Raw genomic sequence first — 19,259 nt, 5'->3', positions numbered from 1 at the left:
CACGTAGACGAAAGTGATCAGCGTCATGGCCGCCAGGAGGAAAGCAATGAAGCCTTCCTCGAAGTGCTCCCAGACGCGCCGCAAGGCGTTCATGGCATCTCCGCGAGGTTCTTGTGATTGTCAGGAGTCGGACGAATCTAACCGAGCCTGGACCAGCGCGATATTCGTCATTGGCAAACGCCGCCTTAGGCGACGGCGAATGAAAGACCGCCCCGGGTGCGTGGGCCCGGGGCGGTCATGGGGCTCACTGTTGGTTGGCGGCTTGCGCAGCCTCGATCACGTCAGCACCGATCTCGGCCTCGAACTTCTTCCAGGCCGGACGTACGGCGTCACGCCAGGCGGCGCGCTGCTCGGGCGTCAGGGTGATGATTTCGCTCTTGCCGGTAGCGACGATGGCCTGACGCGCCTCGGCGTTCAGCGCCTCGGCCTGCTTGTTCACCTCGACGGTCACCTCGTCGACGATCTGCTCCAGCTCGCTGCGGATATCCGCCGGCAGGCCGTTCCAGAACTGGGTGTTGGTGATCAGCAGGTAGTTACCGATGGCATGGTTGGACTCGGTCATGTACTTCTGCACCTCGAAGTACTTCTGCGAGTAGATGTTCGACCAGGGGTTGTCCTGGGCGTTGACCACGCCGGTCTGCAGGCCCTGGTAGATCTCGGCGAAGCTCATCTTGCGCGGCACCGCGCGCAGGGCGCTGTACTGCGCGGCCTGCAGGTCGGACGGCTGTACGCGGAATTTCTGCCCACGGGCATCGCTTGGCTCGACCAGCGGTTTGTTGGCGGTGAGCTGGCGCATGCCGTTGAGCCAGTAGGCCAGGCCGGTGATGCCCTTGCTTTCCATCGACTTGAGCAGTGCCTTGCCCTTGCTTGAGGACTGGAAGCGCTGCGCGGCGGCGACGTCGTCGAACAGGAACATCATGTCGAACAGCTGCAACTGCTTGGTGTACTGCTCCAGTTTGGAAGGCGCCGGCGCCAGCATCTGCACTTCATTGAGCAGCAGGGCTTCCATTTCCTTGCCATCGCCATACAGAGAGGAGTTGGCATAGACGTCGACCTTGACCTTGCCGGCCAGGCGCTCCTCCACCAGCTTCTTGAACATCAGCGCGCCCTGGCCCTTCGGCGTGCTGTCAGCGGTGATGTGGGAAAACTTGATCAAGATAGGATCGGCTGCGTGCGCCGAGAGTGCGCCAAGCAGTGCGCAACCGGCGAGTACACTGGCCAGGCCACGACGGACGAAAGAAAACTTCATGGGAGGCTCCTGTTGTTTTTGTCTGAGCGTCGAGGGCGGATCGCCGTCGATTGGCCCGGACTCTACTCCGCACTCCCACAGGCTGAAATTCACATTTGAACAACCGAGCCTTCGGCATTCACGAAGGCAGCGTAGAACCCTCCCCCGCCACACCACTGTTTCTCAGGTGATCGAGCATCTGCTTCGCGGTCAGCGAAAGGTTGTCCTGGTTGCGCACCGCCACCTTGAGTTCGCGCCGGGCCCAGGGGTCGTGCAACGGGATCACTCGCACATCGAGCGCCGGCAGGTAGGTACGCACCGCCAGATCCGGCAACACACCGACGCCCATGCCGGTGTGGATCATCCGGCAGATAGCCTCGAAGCTGCGTACCTGGATGCGCAGGCGCAAGGCCACGCCCTGACTGTGCGCCGAATGTTGCAGCAGGCTGTGCAGGGAAGCGTCCTGCTGCAGGCCGATGAAATCGAAACCCACCGCCTCACGCAGGAACAGGCCGTCACGTTCGGCCAGCGGATGCTCGCGCGGGGTGACCAGCACCAACTGGTCGTGGCGGTAAGTGAACACCTGTAGATCCTCGGCCGGCACATGCCCGGCGAAGATGCCAATATCGGTCAGCCCCTCGCGCACCGCACGGATAGTCTCGCTGCTGACCCGCTCCTCCAGGTCGATCTTCACGTGCGGGTGCAGGCGGCTGAAGCTGGCCAGATCCTCGGGCAGGAATTCGATCACCGCCGAAGTGTTGGCATGGATGCGCACATGGCCTTTCACCCCTTCGCTGAATTCACTGAGGTCGGCGTTGAGCTGTTCGAGGTTGTCCATCATGTTGCGCGCATGGTGCAGCAGCGCGTGGCCGGCCGGGGTCAGTTCGACGCCCTTGGGTTGGCGATAGAGCAAAGCGATGCCCAGCTGGTTTTCCAGGTCGCTGACACGCTTGCTCACTGCCGCCAGGGCCAGGTGCTCACGCTCGGCAGCGCGAGTCAGGCTGCGCTCATCGGCGATGGCGACGAACAGCTTGAGAGTGACGAAATCGATGCGGCGCATGAGGGTCTCCATTTCGTGCCTGGCGAAGCGAAGCTGCCAGAAAGCTGTTTTACAGCATGCCACTTCGCGATACGCGAAGCCTAGCTTGACCATTGAGCAATTGTCGGCACCGCGCTGCTGCGCCATCCTGCGCACCACGAGAAACGCACAGGCAAATCAGGTGCAGCCATGACTCACAACAACACCAGCAACATGGCCCTGCAGGGGCTCAAGGTGATCGAGATGGGCCAGCTCATCGCCGGTCCCTTCGCCAGCAAGCTGCTCGGCGAATTCGGCGCCGACGTGATCAAGATCGAGCCGCCGGGCGTCGGCGACCCGTTGCGCAAGTGGCGCAAGATCAAGGACGGCACCTCGCTCTGGTGGCACGTGCAGTCACGCAACAAGCGCTCGCTGACCCTAGACCTGAAGCAAACCGAAGCCCAGGACATCGTGCGTAAATTGGTGAGTGAGGCCGACTTGCTGGTGGAGAACTTCCGCCCCGGCACGCTGGAAGGCTGGGGCCTGGGTTATGAAGCGCTGAAAGCGATCAACCCGCGGCTTATCATGCTGCGCATCTCCGGCTACGGGCAGACCGGCCCCTATCGCGACCTGCCCGGCTTCGGCGTGATCGGCGAAGCCATGGGCGGCCTGCGCCACCTTTCCGGCTACCCCGGCCAGGCGCCGGTGCGCGTAGGCATCAGCATCGGCGACTCGCTGTCTTCGCTGTACGGCGTGATCGGCGTGCTGCTGGCCCTGCAGGAGCGTGCGCGTAGCGGTGAAGGCCAGGAAATCGACGTGGCGCTGTACGAGTCGGTGTTCGCCATGATGGAAAGCCTGATCCCCGAATACGATGCTTTCGGCTACGTCCGCGAGCCGGCCGGCAGCGCCCTGCCCGGCATAACGCCATCCAACTCCTACCCGTGCAACGACGGCAGCTACGTGCTGATCGCCGGCAATGGCGACAGCATCTACAAGCGCCTGATGAGCCTGATCGGCCGCGACGACCTGGGTAACGACCCGCGCCTGGCGCAGAACGACGGGCGCAGCCAGCACGCCGAACTGATCGATGGTGCCATCGCCGAGTGGACCGCCCAGCGTGGTCGCGATGAAGTGATCGAGGCGCTCAAGGGCGCCCGTGTGCCGGCCGGATACCCCTACACCGCCGCCGATATCGTGCAGGACCCGCACTACCTGGCGCGGCAGATGATCGAGCAGGTGCAGACCAGCGTCGGCCCGCTCAAGGTGCCGGGCGTGCTGCCCAAGCTCAGCCGCACGCCGGGCCGCATCGGCACCGGTGGCCCGCAACTGGGCGAGCACAACGACGACATTCTCGCCGGCCTCGGCCTGAGTGCGGAACAGGTCGCCGGCCTGCGCGAGCGCGGGATCATCTGAACCGTGGCAAGCGGTGGATGGATAAAGCGTCATCCACCCTACACGACTAGAAGCTAGATGGCTCCCACGCTCCACGTGGGAGCACAGCTCGTAGGGTGCGCCGTGCGCACCAGAACAGCCGCAGCATAAGCCGGTGCGCACAGCGCACCCTACGCCGATTGCCGCTCCTCTTGAGGATTTCCCCCATGAGCAAACGCCTTTATATCCAGGACGTCGCCACCCGTGACGGCTTCCAGATCGAAGCCACCTTCGTGCCCACCGCAGACAAGATCGCCCTGATCGACGGCCTGTCCCACACCGGCCTGGCAAAGATCGAGGTCACCTCCTTTACCTCGCCCAAGGCGATTCCCAACCTGCGTGATGCCGAAGAAGTGATGCGCGGCATCCAGCGTGTGCCAGGCGTGGAGTACACCGTGCTGGTTCCAAACGTGAAGGGCTGCGAGCGGGCGTTGTCGTGCGAAGTGGACGAGATCAACCTGGTCATGTCGGCCAGTAACACCCACGGTCTGGCCAACCTGCGCATGACGCCGGAGCAGTCGCTGGCGCAGTTCGCCGAGATCATCGAGGTGACGCGTGGCAGCGGCGTATTCATCAACGCCTCACTGTCGACCACCTTCGGCTGCCCCTTCGAGGGCGAGGTGCCCGAGGCCCGCGTACATGAACTGACCGAGCGATTGCTGGAAATTGGCGTGCAAGGCGTGACCCTGTGCGACACCACCGGCATGGCCGACCCGGCCCACGTCGAGCGCATCTGCCGCGAGGCCCTGCAGCGCTGGCCCGAGGCGGTGTTCACCGCACACTTCCACAACACCCGTGGCATGGGCCTGGCCAACGCCCTGGCGGCACTGAACGCGGGTATCGACCGCTTCGACGCCTCTCTTGGCGGCCTCGGCGGCTGCCCCTACGCGCCGGGTGCCAGCGGCAATATCTGCACCGAGGATCTGGTGCACATGTTCCAGCGCATGGGCCTGGACACCGGCGTGAACCTCGATGCCCTGCTCGACGCCGCCGCCACCCTGCCCGGCCTGATCGGCCACGATGTACCGGGCGCCATCCTCAAGGCGGGCAAAGCGGATCGCCGCTATCCCAAGCCGAAGTGGATGCAGGAAGCTGGCCTCTGAGAGCTCGCGGTCAGAGGGTGACGCAATAAATGTGGGAGGGGCTTTAGCCGCGACGCCCTCATTCGACACGAAAACGCCCGGCACAAGCCGGGCGTTTTCATGCCAGGGGGAACACTCAACCCTGGTTGGACTGCTCCGCCGCCTGGATAAGTTCGGCACCGATCTCCTTCTCGAACTTCTGCCATACCGGGCGCATCGCCTCACGCCATTCGGCGCGCTGCTGCGGGGTCAGCTCGATGATCTCGGTGGTGCCGGCCTTGGCGATATCCTCTTTGGCCGTGCGGTTGAGTTCGTCAGCCTGCTTGTTCACCTCGACGGAAACCTCGGCCATGACCTTCTCCAGCTCGCTGCGCACGTCATCCGGCAGGCCCTTCCAGAATTTGGTGTTGGTGATCACCATGTAGTCGATCAGGCCATGATCGGACTCGGTCATGTACTTCTGCACCTCATGCACCTTCTGGCTGTAGTAGTTCGACCAGGTGTTCTCGGTACCGTTGACCACGCCGGTCTGCAGCCCCTGATAGACCTCGGCAAAACTCATCTTGCGCGGGTTGGCGCGCACCGCCTTGAACTGCTCCTCCAACACCGCCGATGCCTGCACGCGGAACTTCAGCCCCCGGGCATCGGCCGGATCGCGCAGCGGCTTGTTGGCCGACATCACCTTCAACCCGTTGTGCCAGTAGGCGAGGCCGGTGATGTTCTTGTCCTCCATGGACGTCAGCAATCCACGCCCCTCGGGGCTGGCTTGGAAGCGGTCGACCGCCTCCATGTTGTCAAACAGAAATGGCAGGTCGAAGATCTGCACCGGTTTGGCGTACTGCTCGAACTTGGCCAGCGACGGCGCCAGCATCTGCACCTCGCCGAGCAGCAGCGCCTCCATTTCCTTGCCATCACCGAACAGCGACGAGTTGGGGTAGACCTCCACCTTCACCCGGCCCGGCAGGCGCTCCTCGGCCAGTTGCTTGAACAGCAGCGCGCCCTGTCCCTTGGGCGTGTTGTCCGCCACCACATGGGCGAACTTGATCAGGATGGGCTCATCTGCAGCCTGTACCAGGCCAGCACAGGAGAGAATGGCGGCGCAGGCGAGCGCCTTGGCGGTGAGTTTGAACATGACGTTACCTCATTGTTTTTGTAGGTCGGTACGTGGGACGAAATGGCCGGTGGCGCGGTGCCGCCGGCCGGTATTCAGGCCGGGCTCTCGCCAGCGCGTTGCAGCAGTCGTTGGGCGCGGCCCAGCACCGGGGCGTCGACCATCTGGCCGTCGACCACGAAGACGCCTTCGCCACTGCTGGCCGCCCTCATCACGCGGCGCGCCCAGGCCAATTCCTCCTCGGCCGGGAGCAACGCGCGATGGACGACCTCCACCTGTTTGGGGTGGATGCACAGCAAACCGTCGAAGCCCATGTCACGGGCATCGCGCGTCGTGCGGGCAAGGCCGTCGCGGTCTTCGATGGCAGGGAACACACTGTCCAGTGGCGCCGCCAGGCCTGCCGTGCGCGAATGCAGCAACAGGGCGTAACGAGCCTGATCGAGCATACGTTCAGCCGCGACGCTGCCGCTGCTCAGACCGAGGTCCAGTCCCAGGTCGAGTGCGCCAAAGGACAAACGCTCGACGCCTTCCGCGCGGGCGATTTCCGCCAACGCCAACAAGCCTGCCGCACTCTCGATGATCGGCCACACCGGCTTGCCACAAGCAGCCACTCGCGCCACCTGGGCGGCACTTTCCACCTTGGGCAGCAGCACGCCGATGACACCGGCATGGCGGCCGCACAGTTCGATATCGGCGCCATGGCCGGCATGCTCCGGCGCGTTGATGCGTACCAGCAGACGCGCCTCGGGATTTGCCGTGAGAAAGCCATCGAGATGGGCGCGGGCCTCGACCTTCAGGCTTTCCTGCACCGCGTCTTCGAGGTCGACGATGACCGCGTCGGCACCAACGGCAAGCGCCTTGGGAATGCGCTCCGGTCTACTGGCTGGCACGAACAGCGCGGTACGAATGATGGATGGGCTCATCACACGGCCCCCTGCTGATGCAGGCGCTGGATATCGCCAGCGCCATATCCCAGCTCGGCGAGCAGCGCATCGGTGTGCTGGCCCAACGCCGGAATGGCGTCCATGCGCGGTTCGAAGGCGTTGTTGCGCCCTGGCGGTAGAAGTGCCGGCAGGCTGCCGCTGGGGCTGTCGACCTGGCGCCAACGCTGGCGCGCTTCGAGTTGCGGGTGAGCCCAGACGCCAGCCATGTCGTTGACCTGGGCATTGGCGATCTGCGCCAGTTCCAGGCGCTCGATCACCTGCGCCGTGCTCATGCGCGAGAAGGCTTCGACGATCAGCGTGCGCAGTTCGGCGCGGTTGGCCGAGCGCTTGAAGTTGGCCGAGAAGCGCTCGTCACCAGCCAGCTCCGGCTGCTCCAGCACCTTGGCGCAGAACGCCTGCCACTCACGCTCGTTCTGCAGACCGAGCATCACCGTGCCGCCGTCGCCGGCCGGGAACGGGCCGTAGGGGTAGATGGTCGAGTGCGCAGCGCCAGCGCGCGGCGGCGGCGTGGCGCCGTCGTAGGCGTAGTACAGCGGGTAGCCCATCCACTCCACCAGGCTTTCCAGCATCGACACGTCGACCCGGCTGCCAACACCGGTCTTGCCGCGCAGCATCAATGCCGACAACACGCCGGTATAGGCGTACATGCCGGCAGCAATATCGGCGATGGAGCAGCCGGCCTTGGCCATCTCCTCCTCGCCCGCCCCGCCGGTGACTGAGAGAAAACCACCCTCGCTCTGGATCAGCAGGTCGTAGGCCTTCTTCTGCTCGTACGGGCCGCCCTCGCCGTAGCCGGAGATGTCACAGACGATCAGTTGCGGAAAGCGCGCGTGCAAAGCCTCGAAAGACAGCCCCATGCGCGCCGCGGCGCCAGGCGCGAGGTTCTGCACCAGCACGTCGGCCTTGGCCAGCAGGCTGCTCAGCACCTGCATCGCATCGTCCTGCTTGAGGTCGAGGGTCAGGCTTTCCTTGGAGCGGTTGGTCCAGACGAAATGCGAGGCCAGACCGCTGACGCGCTCGTCATAGCCGCGAGCGAAATCGCCGCTGCCGGGACGCTCGACCTTGATCACCCGCGCGCCGAGGTCGGCGAGCTGGCGGGTGCAGAACGGCGCGGCGATGGCATGTTCCAGGCTGACCACGGTGATGCCATCCAGTGGTCGGGGTTGTTGTGCGTTGTTCATGTGCATGTCCTCGGTCAGGCCAGCTGGCTCAGGTCATCGATCTCGCGCAGGCGCCAGACCCGCTCGATCAGCACGCCTGCCTCATCGCTGTTGCGCTGGCCGGCGAAGGCCAGCAGGCGACGGAACTTGTCTTCCAGCTCGGCGCGGCTGAGGGTGTTGCCGGGGTCGCCCTTGGGCTCGTCGATGGCGCCACGCAGGGTGCGGCCATCAGTGGTGATCACCTCGACGCGGCCCAGCCAGCGCTGCGGATAAGCCACATCCACCTCCGGGTCCAGGCGCATCTGCACCTTGTCGCGGAAGGCGGCCACGGCCGGGTCTTGCAGGGCCAGGTTGGCGAACTCGGTCAGTTGCGCGCTGCCATGCACGGCGATCAGGCCGAGCACGGTGCCCATGGAGAACTTGGCCTGGTGCACGGTCTGCGGCACGGTCACGCGGCCGAGTACATCGATGGCGCCCTGATGCACACGAGCGATGACGCGCTCGATCTGCTCGTGGCGCAAACCTTCGCGCTGCATCAGGTCGAGCAGCGCATCAGCCGCCGGATGGGTGTGGCGGCAGGAGGCGTGAAACTTGAACGAGGTTTCCACTAGCGCCCAGCGTCGGCCGAGTCGGTCCGACAGCTTGCTCGGGTCGGCATCGCGGGACATGCCGGCGGCCATGCCCTGCTCGCCTTCGAGGATGTTCTGCGCGCCGGTCAGGCCCTGCTCGGTGAAGTAGGCAGCCAGCAGGCCATCAGCCGCGGCCTTGGCGGTGTGCAGCTGCTTGGAGTCGGCGGCGTCGCGCAGGAACTCCCACAAGCCTGCAGCCTGGGTACCGGCATTGCCGAGCAGGTGGATGAATTGCTGCTGGTCGAAGTCCAGCAGCTTGCCCACCGCCACCGCAGCGGCCAGGGTGCCGACGGTGGCCGTGGTGTGGAAGATGCGGTAGTGCGAGCGACCCAGGAACTCGCCAATGCGAATGCCCGCCTCGTAGCCGGCGACCGAGGCCAGCAACAGCTCACGGCCAGATTTGCCAAGGTCCTGCGCCGCCGCCAGGGCCGCCGGAAACACCACCGTGGCCGGGTGCAGCACCGAGCTGTTGTGCAGGTCGTCCTGCTCCACGAGATGCGAGGAGGCGCCATTGACCAGGGCGGCAAAGTACGCCGAGGTGCCACGGCCGTTGACCAGGATGCGCGCCGGACCATCGGTCGGGCCCATCTTCTGTGCGTAGGCCTCGAACAGCGGGATGGGGCGGGCGCCCTCACTGGCCAAGGCCGAGCCGAGCCAGTCGAGGAACAGGTCTTCGGTGCGGTCCAGCACGTGGCCGGGAATCTGCTCGTAGGCGAGTTCGGCAAGGAACGCGGCCAGTTGTAGAGTGTGCTTGCTCATGGTCGCGGCCTCAGAAACTGCGCGGCAGCTCGAGCAGGTGCTCGGCTACATAAGAGAGGATCAGGTTGGTGGAGATCGGCGCGACCTGGTACAGGCGGGTTTCGCGGAACTTGCGCTCGACGTCGTATTCGTTGGCGAAACCGAAGCCGCCGTGGGTCTGCAGGCAGGCGTTGGCCGCCTCCCAGCTGGCCTTGGCGGCCAGGTACTTGGCCATGTTGGCCGCCGCTCCGGCGTTGCGCCCGGCGTCATATTCCTCGCAGGCGCGCCAGCGCATCAGGTCGGCGGCCTCGATCTCGATATGCGCCTCGGCGATGGGGAACTGCACGCCCTGGTTCTGCCCAATGGGGCGGCCGAACACCACACGATCACGGGCATACTGCGCGGACTTCTCGATGAACCAGCGACCATCGCCGATGCACTCGGCGGCGATCAGCGTGCGCTCGGCATTGAGGCCGTCGAGGATGTAGCGGAAGCCCTTGCCCTCTTCACCGATCAGGCTGCTGGCGGGGATTTCCAGGTTGTCGAAGAACAGCTCGTTGGTCTCGTGGTTGACCATGTTGGCGATCGGCTGCACGGTCAGGCCGTTGCCGATGGCCTCGCGCAGATCGACCAGAAAGATCGACATGCCCTCGGACTTGCGCTGCACCTCGGCCAGCGGCGTGGTACGCGCCAGCAGGATCATCAGATCGGAATGCTGCACGCGGGAGATCCACACCTTCTGCCCGTTGATGACGTACTTGTCGCCTTTCTTGACCGCAGTGGTTTTGATCTTGGTGGTGTCGGTGCCGGTGGTGGGCTCGGTGACGCCCATCGACTGCAGACGCAGCTCGCCGCTGGCCAGCTTGGGCAGGTAATAGCGCTTCTGTTCCTCGCTGCCGTTACGCAGCAGGGTGAACATGTTGTACATCTGCCCGTGGATGGTGCCGGAGTTGCCACCGCAGTGGTTGACCTCCTCGAGGATCACCGAGGCTTCGGCCAGCCCCAGGCCCGAGCCGCCGTATTCTTCCGGGATCATCGCCGACAGCCAGCCGGCCTCGGTCATGGCCGTGACGAAGGCCTCCGGAAAGCCCTTCTCTTCATCGATCTTGCGCCAGTATTCGGCCGGGAATTCCGCACAGAGCGCGCGCACGCCTTCACGGATGGCGTTGAGCTCTTCGTTGTTGTAAGCGTTCATCGGTGTCCCTCGGAAATCGCGTCGTGGCACCCGCCGGGCTCCCACGAATCAGTGTTTGCAATCAGAAATCAGTCGAACTGCACGTCGGCGCGCTGCGCCAGGCCGGCCTCGTTGCCCGCCCATAGCTCGGCATGGCCCTCGCTGCTGATGCGCCCGCCCACCTCGAACGGCTGCGGCGCGATCAACGGACGCAGGCCGCGATAGGCGAAATGACGCAGGCGCGCCTGCGGGTTGGCGCGGCAGAAGGCGCGCAGGTTCAGGGTGGCTATCAGCGGGCCGTGCACCACCAGGCCGCCGTAGCCTTCGGTTTCGGTGACGTAGGGCCAGTCGTAGTGGATGCGGTGGCCGTTGAAGGTCACGGCGCTGTAGCGAAACAGCAGGGTGCTGGACGGTGTGACTGCCTCACGCCAGTCGCCGGCAATAAGCGGCTCGCCACTGCTGGTCTTGGGCGGGCTGGGCTCGCGGTAGACGATATCCTGCTCTTCGCGGATGGCCAGCTGACCGTCCTGCAGGTAGTCGTGCTGCACGGTGACGAACAGCAGCGCGCCGGTGCGGCCGTGCTTTTCCTCGATGTGCTTGATGGTCGACACCCGGCTGGCTTCGCTACCCACGCGCAGCGGCTGGATGAATTCGATACGGCCACCGGCCCACATGCGGTTGCGGTTGTCGGCTGGCGGCAGGAAACCTCCGCGCGCCGGATGGCCGTCCTCGCCCAAACCGTCCTCGGCGACCGGCTCTTGAAAAAACGCCCAGTGCCACAGCGGCGGCAGCGCCTCGCCATGGGCCGGCGTGGCTTCGCCAAAGGTGGCGGCGATGCGCTTGACCAGGTTACGGCTGAGTTGGTCGTGGACTTCTTCGCTACGACCGATCCAGGCGGAAAAAGCAGAATCACTCATGGGGCAGGTTCCAGCTCGGTTCTTGTGTGAGCTGGAGCATGCGACTCGGCCGGCGTTCAGAGAATCAGCATTTATTTAACCCAGCGTTCGGTTAATCTGAACGCCGTAGGAGCGGCTTCAGCCGCGAATGAGTCGACTCATAGCCACTGCGGATAACTACCCAACCCGACGCATCTGCCAGCAAACCGAGGCCACCATGCATTTCGATCTGCCCGACCTGCGCCTGTTCATCCACATCGCCGAGTCACCCAGTCTGACTCAGGGCGCGCGCAAGGCGTTTCTCTCGCCGGCAGCCGCCAGCGCGCGGATCAAGGCACTGGAAAGTCAGCTCGGCAGCCGCCTGCTGTATCGCGACAGCCGTGGTGTCGAGCTGACCCCAGCCGGCCAACGCCTGCTGCAACATGCGCGGCTGATCATGCGCCAGGTGGATTACCTGAAAAGCGAATTCACCGAATACGGCACCGACGCCGCCGGGCATATCCGAATTTTCGCCAACACCACGGCAGTGACCGAATTTCTCCCCGAGGTGCTGGCCGGTTTTCTCGCCGAACGCCCCGGCGTCACCGTCGACCTGCAGGAGCGTCTGAGTCGCGATATCGTCCGTGGCGTACTCGATGGCGCGGCGGATCTCGGCATCATCGCCGGCCCGGTACAGGCGCCGGGTTTGCAGGTGCTGCACTTCAGCACCGACCGTCTGGTGCTGGCCGTACCGTTGGGTCATGCCCTGGCGCAGCGGCAGTCGGTGAGTTTCAACGACACCCTCGCCTACCAGCACATCGGCCTGCACGAGGGCAGCACGCTGCTGAGCTTCTTGCGTGAACAGGTGGAGAAACTCGGCGGCAATCTGGCCTTGCGTATCCAGGTATCGAGCTTCGAGGCGATCTGCCGGATGATCGAAGGCGGCGTCGGCATAGGCATCATTCCCGAGTCGGCCGCACGCCGGCACAGCCGCACCATGCAGCTGGCTATCCTGCAGCTGGACGAAGCCTGGGCGGTGCGCGAACGCAGCATGCTGGTGCGTGAGCTGGACGCGCTGCCGGGCAGCGTGCGCGCGCTGATCGACCGGCTGAAACAGGGCGTGTAGCGCCAGGCAAAATTCGGGGGAAAAAAAAAGGGCGACCAAATTGGTCGCCCGCCCATTCAAGGCATTCCTCGAAAGGAATGCGGAAACGCTTGCACCCAAATCACGCAGGATGATCGGGACGTGCTCAGTGTCGCCGCAGCCCACTGCACTGCCTATTGCACCAAGGTCGTAGGACACTATCCCTGTCGTGGCAAGCCATACTCCGTAATGAACTGCAGGCCCAGGAGACACGCATGAACCCGGAGCACCTCGCCCTGTTGCAGCAGGCGCCAGCCAGCACTCATGCCGATGACACCTGGGCCAGGCTCTGTTGCGAACAGGCCCTGCTGGCAGTCGAGGAAGGCTGTTATGCGGTCGGCGCCTTGTTGGTGGATGAGACAGGTGAACTGCTGTGCAGCGGGCGCAACCAGGTGTTCACCTCGGCCTACGTCAGCGCCGCCCACGCCGAGATGCGGGTGCTCGACCAGCTCGAAAGCGAACATGCGCAGGTCGACCGCCGAAGTCTGACCCTCTACGTCAGCCTCGAACCCTGCCTGATGTGCTACGGCCGTATCCTGCTGGCCGGCATCACCCGCGTGCGCTATCTGGCGCGCGACCGCGATGGCGGCTTCGCCCTGCATCACGGCCGCCTGCCTCCGGCCTGGGCCAATCTCGCTTCCGGCCTTGCTGTGGTTCAGGCCAAGGCCGATCCCTACTGGCTCGACCTGGCCAAGCAACTGATCGAGCGCCTGCAGGACCGACAAGCCATGCGCGAGCGCGTGCTCGCGGCCTGGCGCGGCGGTCGTTGAAAACCGTAGGGTGCGCCGTGCGCACCGAAATTTGCAGGCATCAGCCAGGGCCAGCGGAGCATTGGTGCGCGCGGCGCACCCTACGCCTAGTCCTTGCCCAACCCGTGCTGCCGTAGCTTGTTGGCGATGGTGGTATGGGAAACACCGAGGCGCTTGCCCAACTGGCGGCTGCTGGGATGATCGCGGAATAGCCGCTCCAGCACCGCCTTCTCGAAGCGGCCGAGAATATCGTCTAGGCTGCCTTCCACCGAGAACTCACCCAACGGCTGCGGCGCCCCGTAATCCGGCAGTCGGATATGCTCGGCCTTCACCGTGCCGCCATCGCACAGCGAAACCGCCTGGAACAGCACGTTCTCCAGCTGCCGCACGTTGCCCGGCCAATGGTAATGAGCCATGCGCTCGAAGGCCTGCGGCGCCAGTTTCGGCAGCGCGCAGCCGATCTGCCGGCTGGCGGAATCGAGAAAGTGCTCGACCAAAGGTGCCAGGCCATCGAGGCATTCGCGCAGCGGCGGGATATGCAGGCTGAGCACGTTAAGGCGGTGGTAGAGATCCTGACGAAACTCGCCATGGGCGCAGAGTTCGGACAGGTCGACCTGGGTGGCGCAGATCACTCGCACGTCCAGGTACACCTCCTCGTCGCTGCCCACACGGCGGAAGCAACCATCCTGCAGAAAGCGCAACAGCTTGGCTTGCAGACGCGGGCTCATCTCACCGACGCCGTCGAGAAACAGCGTGCCACCAGCAGTCAGCTCCAGCAGGCCAAGCTTGCCTTCCGGGCGCGCGCCTTCGAAGGCGCCGGGGCCGTAGCCAAATAGCTCGGTCTCGGCCATGGACTCGGGCAGGCCAGCGCAGTTAAGTGCCATGAACGGCGACTGCCCACGCGGGCTGGCCAGGTGACAGGCGCGCGCCAGCAATTCCTTGCCGGTGCCGGTCTCACCCTCGATCAGCAGCGGCGCATCCAGCGGCGCCATGCGCCGAGCTTCCTTGACCACCGCCGCCATCACCCTGGAGCTCTGGAAGATCGAGTCGAAACCACGCAGCTCCTGCTTGCGCACATGGTAGATACGCTCACCAACACGATCGGCGCGATGCAAGGTCAGCACCGCGCCAGCCAGCGCCTCGCTGTCGTCGTGTTCGTTCTGCAGCGGTGCGATATCGGCGAGAAACACATCGCCCTTGATCTTCACCCGCAAGCCGTTGATTCGCGTCTTGTTGGCGCGCACCAGCTCCGGCAGGTCGAAGTCCTCGGCGTAGCGCGACAGCGCCATGCCCGGTACCTCGTCCACACGCACACCGAGCAACTGCGCTGCGCTGCGGTTGGCGGCGACTATGCTGCCGCCCATGTCGATGGACAGCACCGGAAAGTCCAGCGCGCCGAGCAACGCATTGAGTTCCAGGTGACGCCGCTCGCTGGGCATCAGCCCCACGCGCTTGACGCCGAACACGCCGGCGATGGCCTCGAACTTCGGCCTCAGCGACTGGAACTGCAGGTTGATCAGATTCGGACAGTGTAGATAGATGGCATTGCCCTGCTCGCCACCGACTTCGCCCCGGGCAACGTTGATGCCGTAGTCGACCAGCAGGTTGAGGATGTCCCGCAGGATGCCGACACGGTTCTGGCAGTGGACCTTGATACGCATGGCTCAGGCTCTTGTTGTTGTAGCCGCCGGGTCACATAAATCGGAGATGGCGGCATAATTTTCGTCAAGAATATGTGACATCCAAACGCAGCAGCAAGCCGAAAAATCGCCATACCGGCAAGATCGTAATCAAAAGTTTACAGTTTCCCCGTGCAATCCTGAGCTGCGTTGCTTCTGGCCACCGTTTCAACCCGAGCAATCAGCGGCATGCTCTGGTCAAGACAAGAACAACAGCCCCCCAGAAGGAGGCAGCGATGAAGAGTACGCAGTACCTGGCACGGGAACCGGACGAGAGTGGCTTTATCCATTACCCGGAAAGCGAACATCAGGTGTGGAACACCCTGATCACTCGCCAGTTGAAGGTGATCGAGAACCGCGCCTGCCAGGAATACCTAGACGGTATCGAGCAACTCGGTTTGCCGCTGGAGCGCATTCCGCAGCTCGGCGAGATCAACCGTGTGCTCGAAGCCACCACTGGCTGGCGCGTGGCGCGAGTGCCGGCGCTGATCCCCTTCCAGACCTTCTTCGAGCTGCTGGCCAGCAAGCAGTTTCCCGTCGCCACCTTCATCCGCACGCCCGAGGAACTGGACTATCTGCAGGAGCCGGACATCTTCCACGAGATCTTCGGCCACTGCCCGCTGCTGACCAACCCCTGGTTCGCCGAATTCACCCATACCTACGGCAAGCTCGGTCTCAAGGCCACGAAAGAGCAGCGCGTCTACCTGGCGCGGCTGTACTGGCTGACCATCGAATTCGGCCTGCTCGACACCCCGGCCGGCCGGCGCATCTACGGTGGCGGCATCCTCTCCTCGCCGAAGGAAACCCTCTACGCGTTGTCCGACGTGCCCGAACACCAGCCCTTCGATGCACTGGAAGCGATGCGCACGCCGTATCGCATCGATATCCTGCAGCCGGTGTACTTCGTCCTGCCCGAGCTCAAGCGCCTGTTCGAGCTGGCTCACGAAGACATCATGGCGCTGGTGCATCAGGCCATGGCGCTGGGCTTGCACGCGCCGAAGTTTCCGCCGAAAGCCGCGTAGCCTTTTAGCTCCCCTCGCCCATTTATGGGAGAGGGGTTGGGGTAGAGGGTAGAAGCTATCAGCGCCCTCCCTCCAACCTTCTCCCGCTAGCGGGAGAGGGAGCTGTTCGATCCCCCCTTACCATCTATGCTCTGACCTCGAATACTCAAGGAGCCTGAAATGACCAGCCTTGCCCAAGCCCAATGCGAAGCCTGCCGCGCCGATGCGCCGAAAGTGACCGATGAAGAACTGGCCGAGCTGATCCGCGAGATCCCCGACTGGAACATCGAGGTACGCGGCGACCATATGGAGCTGGAGCGCATATACCTGTTCAAGAACTTCCGCCATGCCCTGGCCTTCACCAACGCCGTTGGCGCCATCGCCGAGGAAGTCGGCCACCACCCGGCCCTGCTTACCGAATGGGGCAAGGTCACCGTCACCTGGTGGAGCCACGAAATGCGCGGCCTGCACCGCAACGACTTCATCATGGCCGCACGTACCGACGTGCTGGCTGCCAGCGCCGAGGGTCGCAAGTGAGCCATTTCGCCAAGGTCACCCGCGTGCCGGGCGATCCCATCCTCAGCCTGATGGAAGCCTATCGCCTAGACAGCAACCCGGCGCGCCTGGACCTCGGCGTTGGCGTCTACAAGGACGCTCAGGGCCTGACGCCGATCCCGCGTGCGGTGAAGCTGGCCGAGCAGCGCCTGATCGATGTCGAGCAAACCAAGACCTACATCGGCGGCCATGGCGACGCGGCGTTCGGCACGCTCCTGAGCCAGCTGGTGCTCGGTGCGGACTCGGCACTGCTCGCCGAGCAGCGCGCCGGCGCAACGCAAACACCGGGCGGCACCGGCGCCCTGCGTCTGGCGGGTGATTTCATTCGTCACTGCCTGCCGGGGCGCGGTATCTGGCTGAGCGATCCGACCTGGCCGATCCATGAAACCCTGTTCGCCGAGGCCGGACTCAAGGTTGGCCACTACCCCTACGTCGGCGCCGACAACCGCCTCGACGTGGAAGCCATGATCGCCGCCCTGACCCACCTGCCCAAGGGCGACGTGGTACTGCTGCATGCCTGCTGCCACAACCCCACCGGCTTCGACCTCACTCCACGTGATTGGAAACGTGTGCTGGAGGTGGTCAAGGCGCGTGAGCTGCTGCCACTGATCGACTTCGCCTACCAGGGCTTCGGCGATGGCCTGGTAGAAGACGCCTGGGCGGTGCGCCTGTTCGCCACCGAGCTTCCAGAGCTGTTGATCACCAGTTCCTGCTCGAAGAACTTCGGCCTGTATCGCGAGCGCACCGGTGCTCTGATCGTCTGCGCCGGCGACGCCGAAAAGCTCGTCGACATCCGCAGTCAGCTGGCCTCCATCGCGCGCAACCTGTGGTCGACGCCGCCCGCCCATGGCGCTGCGGTGGTGGCGCAGATACTCGGTGACGACGAGCTGAAAGGGCTCTGGCTGGACGAACTGGAAGGCATGCGCCTGCGCGTCGCCAGCCTGCGCCGCGGCCTGGTCGAAGCGCTGGCACCCCATGGTCTGAGCGAACGCTTCGCGCATGTCGCCGAGCAACGCGGCATGTTCTCCTACACCGGCCTGTCGCCGCTGCAGGTGCAACGCCTGCGCGAGGAGTTCAGCGTGTACATGGTCGGCAGTGGCCGCGCCAACGTCGCCGGGCTGGATGCCAGCCGGCTGGAGCAGTTGGCCGACGCCATCGCTCGCGTCTGCGTGAACTGAGTTCACAGGCGGCAGGTCTTAATGACCGCCGCCTGCCCCCTTCCCGGCTATAGTGCGGTCATCGCCATTCACGACGGATTCGCCAATGGCCGTACCCAGCAACATCCTCTTTCGCGCCTACCAGCGCATCATCCACAGCCTGGCGTTCTACCCGACGCTGATCGCCAGCGGCTTCTTCCTGCTGTGCCTGCTGACCATGGCTGCCGAGTACCAACCGTGGATGATGGCGTTCAAGGATCACGTCGATCTCGGCCTGGTAAGCAATGCAGACAATGCCAGGCTGATCCTCGGCACGCTGGTCACGGGCATTCTGTCACTGATGGTGTTCAGTTTCTCGATGGTCATGGTGGTGCTCAACAATGCAGCCGCATCGCTGTCACCACGGGTGATTCCGGGCCTGGTCAGTAGCAAGGCGCACCAGAAAACCCTGGGCTTCTACCTCGGCACCATCCTCTACGCGCTGCTGCTGATCACCACCATCGAGCAGGGTAACAATGAGCGGATACCCAGCCTCGGCGTGCTCATAACCCTAGCCATGGGCATCGTCTGCCTGGGCCTGTTCGTGCACTTCATCCGCTCGATATCGCAGTCGATTCAGGTCGAGCACATCCTCGGCAACCTCTACAGCACCAGCCTGGCAAAGCTCGATGCCTGCATTGGTGGCCCGGCATCGCGCGACGCCGCACCACCGTGGCCGGCTGACAGCGACTGGGTCACGGTTAACGCGCAGCGCAACGGCTACTTCAAGGAGCTCAACGTCAAAGAGGTCAGCACGCTGCTGCGCCGCCATCAGGTGCGTATGACGGTAATCGCCCACCGCGGTTTCTTCGTCAGCGAGGGCCATCCGCTGTTTCGCCTGGAACGTCCGCTGGATGAAGCCGTGTGCCAGCAGTTGCTCGATTGCTTCGACTTCTTCATCGAAGAGTACGCCAGCACCCATTACTTCTTCGGTTGCCGGCAGATGTCGGAAATCGCCGTGAAGGCATTGAGCCCCGGTATCAACGATCCAGGCACGGCGATCAAGACGGTGGACCTGCTCAGCGTACTGCTGAGCAGACGCCTGGCGCTGTCCGAGCGAGACTTCGCCAGCCTGCCCGACGAGCCACCACGGCTGTGCTACCAGGAACTGTCGCTGGACCAGTTGCTGCTACAACTGCTGGGGCCAATACGCGTCTACGGTGCGGCGGATGTCAGCGTACTGGTCAGCCTATTGCAGGCCTTCAAGAACCTGCTGCATCGCCCCACCAGCACGCAGCAGCGCGCCGATCTGCTGCGCCACGCGCGCAGCGTGCGCGATACCGCCGAGCGCCATCTGACCGAGCGTCGCGAGCGCGAGGAAATCAACGATTTCATCACACGCATCAACCGCACGTTGCAGGACTCGGAGCAGCCGCTGATGCCTCTGAAGGTTGCAAGCGACGCCCCGTGATGGGGCAAAACGTGCCGCAGGGAAATTGCACGACCGTTTATCAGTAAAAATAATCCTTAAAAATCAAAAAGATAAAAAGCAATCACAAAAAACATGGCGTACTTCATGCTTGCCATCAGGGGCACAGTTCCCTA

The 19,259-nt window shown here is 64.1% G+C and carries 17 protein-coding genes and 1 pseudogene; 8 read left to right on the top strand and 10 right to left on the bottom strand.

What is annotated here, in order from left to right:
• The 3 genes and pseudogenes from BM186_RS26485 to BM186_RS24330 form a co-directional block, all read right to left on the bottom strand.
• A pseudogene (locus tag BM186_RS26485) lies at nt 1-93 on the bottom strand (C4-dicarboxylate ABC transporter); the annotation flags it as partial.
• Nucleotides 94-244: 151 nt separating this feature from the next.
• On the bottom strand, nt 245-1,249 hold the full coding sequence (locus BM186_RS24335; RefSeq protein ID WP_074918937.1) for a TRAP transporter substrate-binding protein: 1,005 nt from the start codon (nt 1,247-1,249) through the stop codon (nt 245-247).
• Between the two features lie 118 nt (nt 1,250-1,367).
• Nucleotides 1,368-2,288 carry a LysR family transcriptional regulator gene (locus BM186_RS24330; protein WP_074918935.1) on the bottom strand — a complete coding sequence of 307 codons (921 nt, stop codon included), beginning with the start codon at nt 2,286-2,288 and terminating at the stop codon, nt 1,368-1,370.
• A 168-nt stretch (nt 2,289-2,456) separates the two neighbouring features.
• Between BM186_RS24330 and BM186_RS24325 the strand changes: the two genes are divergently transcribed.
• Both BM186_RS24325 and BM186_RS24320 read left to right on the top strand, forming a co-directional pair.
• Entirely contained in the window at nt 2,457-3,659 is a 1,203-nt protein-coding gene (locus BM186_RS24325; RefSeq protein WP_074918933.1) for a CaiB/BaiF CoA transferase family protein, read from the top strand.
• Nucleotides 3,660-3,844: 185 nt separating this feature from the next.
• Nucleotides 3,845-4,780 carry a hydroxymethylglutaryl-CoA lyase gene (locus BM186_RS24320; protein ID WP_074918931.1) on the top strand — a complete coding sequence of 312 codons (936 nt, stop codon included), beginning with the start codon at nt 3,845-3,847 and terminating at the stop codon, nt 4,778-4,780.
• Nucleotides 4,781-4,895: 115 nt separating this feature from the next.
• On the opposite strand, the gene BM186_RS24315 is transcribed toward BM186_RS24320, so the two are convergent.
• The 6 genes from BM186_RS24315 to BM186_RS24290 form a co-directional block, all read right to left on the bottom strand.
• Nucleotides 4,896-5,891, bottom strand: coding sequence for a TRAP transporter substrate-binding protein (locus BM186_RS24315; protein ID WP_074918930.1), 996 nt, complete (start codon nt 5,889-5,891; stop codon nt 4,896-4,898).
• Nucleotides 5,892-5,965: 74 nt separating this feature from the next.
• Nucleotides 5,966-6,793 (bottom strand): HpcH/HpaI aldolase/citrate lyase family protein, encoded by an 828-nt coding sequence (locus BM186_RS24310; RefSeq protein WP_074918927.1) that lies wholly within the window; start codon nt 6,791-6,793, stop codon nt 5,966-5,968.
• Nucleotides 6,793-7,995 carry a CaiB/BaiF CoA transferase family protein gene (locus tag BM186_RS24305; RefSeq protein ID WP_072426258.1) on the bottom strand — a complete coding sequence of 401 codons (1,203 nt, stop codon included), beginning with the start codon at nt 7,993-7,995 and terminating at the stop codon, nt 6,793-6,795. Before BM186_RS24305 ends, BM186_RS24310 begins: the two co-directional genes overlap by 1 nt.
• Before the next feature lie 14 nt (nt 7,996-8,009).
• Nucleotides 8,010-9,362, bottom strand: a complete 1,353-nt coding sequence (locus BM186_RS24300; RefSeq protein ID WP_074918925.1) for an MmgE/PrpD family protein — start codon at nt 9,360-9,362, stop codon at nt 8,010-8,012.
• Nucleotides 9,363-9,372: 10 nt separating this feature from the next.
• Nucleotides 9,373-10,536 carry an acyl-CoA dehydrogenase family protein gene (locus BM186_RS24295; protein WP_074918923.1) on the bottom strand — a complete coding sequence of 388 codons (1,164 nt, stop codon included), beginning with the start codon at nt 10,534-10,536 and terminating at the stop codon, nt 9,373-9,375.
• 68 nt (nt 10,537-10,604) lie between these two features.
• Nucleotides 10,605-11,432 carry an HTD2 family dehydratase gene (locus tag BM186_RS24290; RefSeq protein ID WP_074918921.1) on the bottom strand — a complete coding sequence of 276 codons (828 nt, stop codon included), beginning with the start codon at nt 11,430-11,432 and terminating at the stop codon, nt 10,605-10,607.
• Between the two features lie 196 nt (nt 11,433-11,628).
• Between BM186_RS24290 and BM186_RS24285 the strand changes: the two genes are divergently transcribed.
• Together BM186_RS24285 and BM186_RS24280 are read left to right on the top strand one after the other, a co-directional pair.
• Nucleotides 11,629-12,516, top strand: a complete 888-nt coding sequence (locus tag BM186_RS24285; RefSeq protein ID WP_072426261.1) for a LysR family transcriptional regulator — start codon at nt 11,629-11,631, stop codon at nt 12,514-12,516.
• 233 nt (nt 12,517-12,749) lie between these two features.
• The gene (locus BM186_RS24280) at nt 12,750-13,304 is read left to right on the top strand and encodes a nucleoside deaminase (RefSeq protein WP_074918918.1); all 555 of its coding nucleotides are present in this window, start codon (nt 12,750-12,752) and stop codon (nt 13,302-13,304) included.
• Between the two features lie 86 nt (nt 13,305-13,390).
• Here the strand turns inward: BM186_RS24280 and BM186_RS24275 are convergent, their stop codons facing one another.
• A complete protein-coding gene (locus BM186_RS24275; RefSeq protein WP_072426263.1) occupies nt 13,391-14,944 on the bottom strand; it encodes a sigma-54-dependent transcriptional regulator in 1,554 nt (517 codons plus the stop codon).
• Nucleotides 14,945-15,198: 254 nt separating this feature from the next.
• Between BM186_RS24275 and phhA the strand changes: the two genes are divergently transcribed.
• From phhA to BM186_RS24255, 4 genes are all read left to right on the top strand, one after another.
• Nucleotides 15,199-15,984: a phenylalanine 4-monooxygenase gene (phhA, locus tag BM186_RS24270; protein ID WP_074918909.1), complete on the top strand. Its 786-nt coding sequence runs from the start codon at nt 15,199-15,201 to the stop codon at nt 15,982-15,984.
• A gap of 159 nt (nt 15,985-16,143) precedes the next feature.
• Complete coding sequence (locus BM186_RS24265) at nt 16,144-16,500, top strand: 4a-hydroxytetrahydrobiopterin dehydratase (RefSeq protein ID WP_074918907.1); 357 nt, start codon at nt 16,144-16,146, stop codon at nt 16,498-16,500.
• The gene (locus tag BM186_RS24260) at nt 16,497-17,696 is read left to right on the top strand and encodes an amino acid aminotransferase (protein ID WP_074918905.1); all 1,200 of its coding nucleotides are present in this window, start codon (nt 16,497-16,499) and stop codon (nt 17,694-17,696) included. Before BM186_RS24265 ends, BM186_RS24260 begins: the two co-directional genes overlap by 4 nt.
• A gap of 85 nt (nt 17,697-17,781) precedes the next feature.
• A complete protein-coding gene (locus tag BM186_RS24255) occupies nt 17,782-19,125 on the top strand; it encodes a DUF2254 domain-containing protein (RefSeq protein WP_074918903.1) in 1,344 nt (447 codons plus the stop codon).
• Nucleotides 19,126-19,259 lie beyond the last annotated feature (134 nt).

The organism is Ectopseudomonas toyotomiensis (assembly GCF_900115695.1).
Lineage (GTDB): Bacteria > Pseudomonadota > Gammaproteobacteria > Pseudomonadales > Pseudomonadaceae > Aquipseudomonas > Aquipseudomonas toyotomiensis.
The sequence above is the reverse complement of the archived record's forward strand: the minus strand, read 5'-3'. Positions and strand labels throughout refer to the sequence as shown.

Excerpts from the sequence above, each read along its gene's own strand:
- BM186_RS24320 (WP_074918931.1), top strand. The coding sequence starts at position 3,845 with ATGAGCAAACGCCTTTATATCCAGGACGTCGCCACCCGTGACGGCTTC.
- BM186_RS24310 (WP_074918927.1), bottom strand. The coding sequence starts at position 6,793 with ATGAGCCCATCCATCATTCGTACCGCGCTGTTCGTGCCAGCCAGTAGA.
- BM186_RS24335 (WP_074918937.1), bottom strand. The coding sequence starts at position 1,249 with ATGAAGTTTTCTTTCGTCCGTCGTGGCCTGGCCAGTGTACTCGCCGGT.
- BM186_RS24275 (WP_072426263.1), bottom strand. The coding sequence starts at position 14,944 with ATGCGTATCAAGGTCCACTGCCAGAACCGTGTCGGCATCCTGCGGGAC.
- BM186_RS24300 (WP_074918925.1), bottom strand. The coding sequence starts at position 9,362 with ATGAGCAAGCACACTCTACAACTGGCCGCGTTCCTTGCCGAACTCGCC.
- BM186_RS24315 (WP_074918930.1), bottom strand. The coding sequence starts at position 5,891 with ATGTTCAAACTCACCGCCAAGGCGCTCGCCTGCGCCGCCATTCTCTCC.
- BM186_RS24265 (WP_074918907.1), top strand. The coding sequence starts at position 16,144 with ATGACCAGCCTTGCCCAAGCCCAATGCGAAGCCTGCCGCGCCGATGCG.
- BM186_RS24280 (WP_074918918.1), top strand. The coding sequence starts at position 12,750 with ATGAACCCGGAGCACCTCGCCCTGTTGCAGCAGGCGCCAGCCAGCACT.
- phhA (WP_074918909.1), top strand. The coding sequence starts at position 15,199 with ATGAAGAGTACGCAGTACCTGGCACGGGAACCGGACGAGAGTGGCTTT.
- BM186_RS24285 (WP_072426261.1), top strand. The coding sequence starts at position 11,629 with ATGCATTTCGATCTGCCCGACCTGCGCCTGTTCATCCACATCGCCGAG.
- BM186_RS24255 (WP_074918903.1), top strand. The coding sequence starts at position 17,782 with ATGGCCGTACCCAGCAACATCCTCTTTCGCGCCTACCAGCGCATCATC.
- BM186_RS24305 (WP_072426258.1), bottom strand. The coding sequence starts at position 7,995 with ATGAACAACGCACAACAACCCCGACCACTGGATGGCATCACCGTGGTC.
- BM186_RS24295 (WP_074918923.1), bottom strand. The coding sequence starts at position 10,536 with ATGAACGCTTACAACAACGAAGAGCTCAACGCCATCCGTGAAGGCGTG.
- BM186_RS24330 (WP_074918935.1), bottom strand. The coding sequence starts at position 2,288 with ATGCGCCGCATCGATTTCGTCACTCTCAAGCTGTTCGTCGCCATCGCC.
- BM186_RS24325 (WP_074918933.1), top strand. The coding sequence starts at position 2,457 with ATGACTCACAACAACACCAGCAACATGGCCCTGCAGGGGCTCAAGGTG.
- BM186_RS24290 (WP_074918921.1), bottom strand. The coding sequence starts at position 11,432 with ATGAGTGATTCTGCTTTTTCCGCCTGGATCGGTCGTAGCGAAGAAGTC.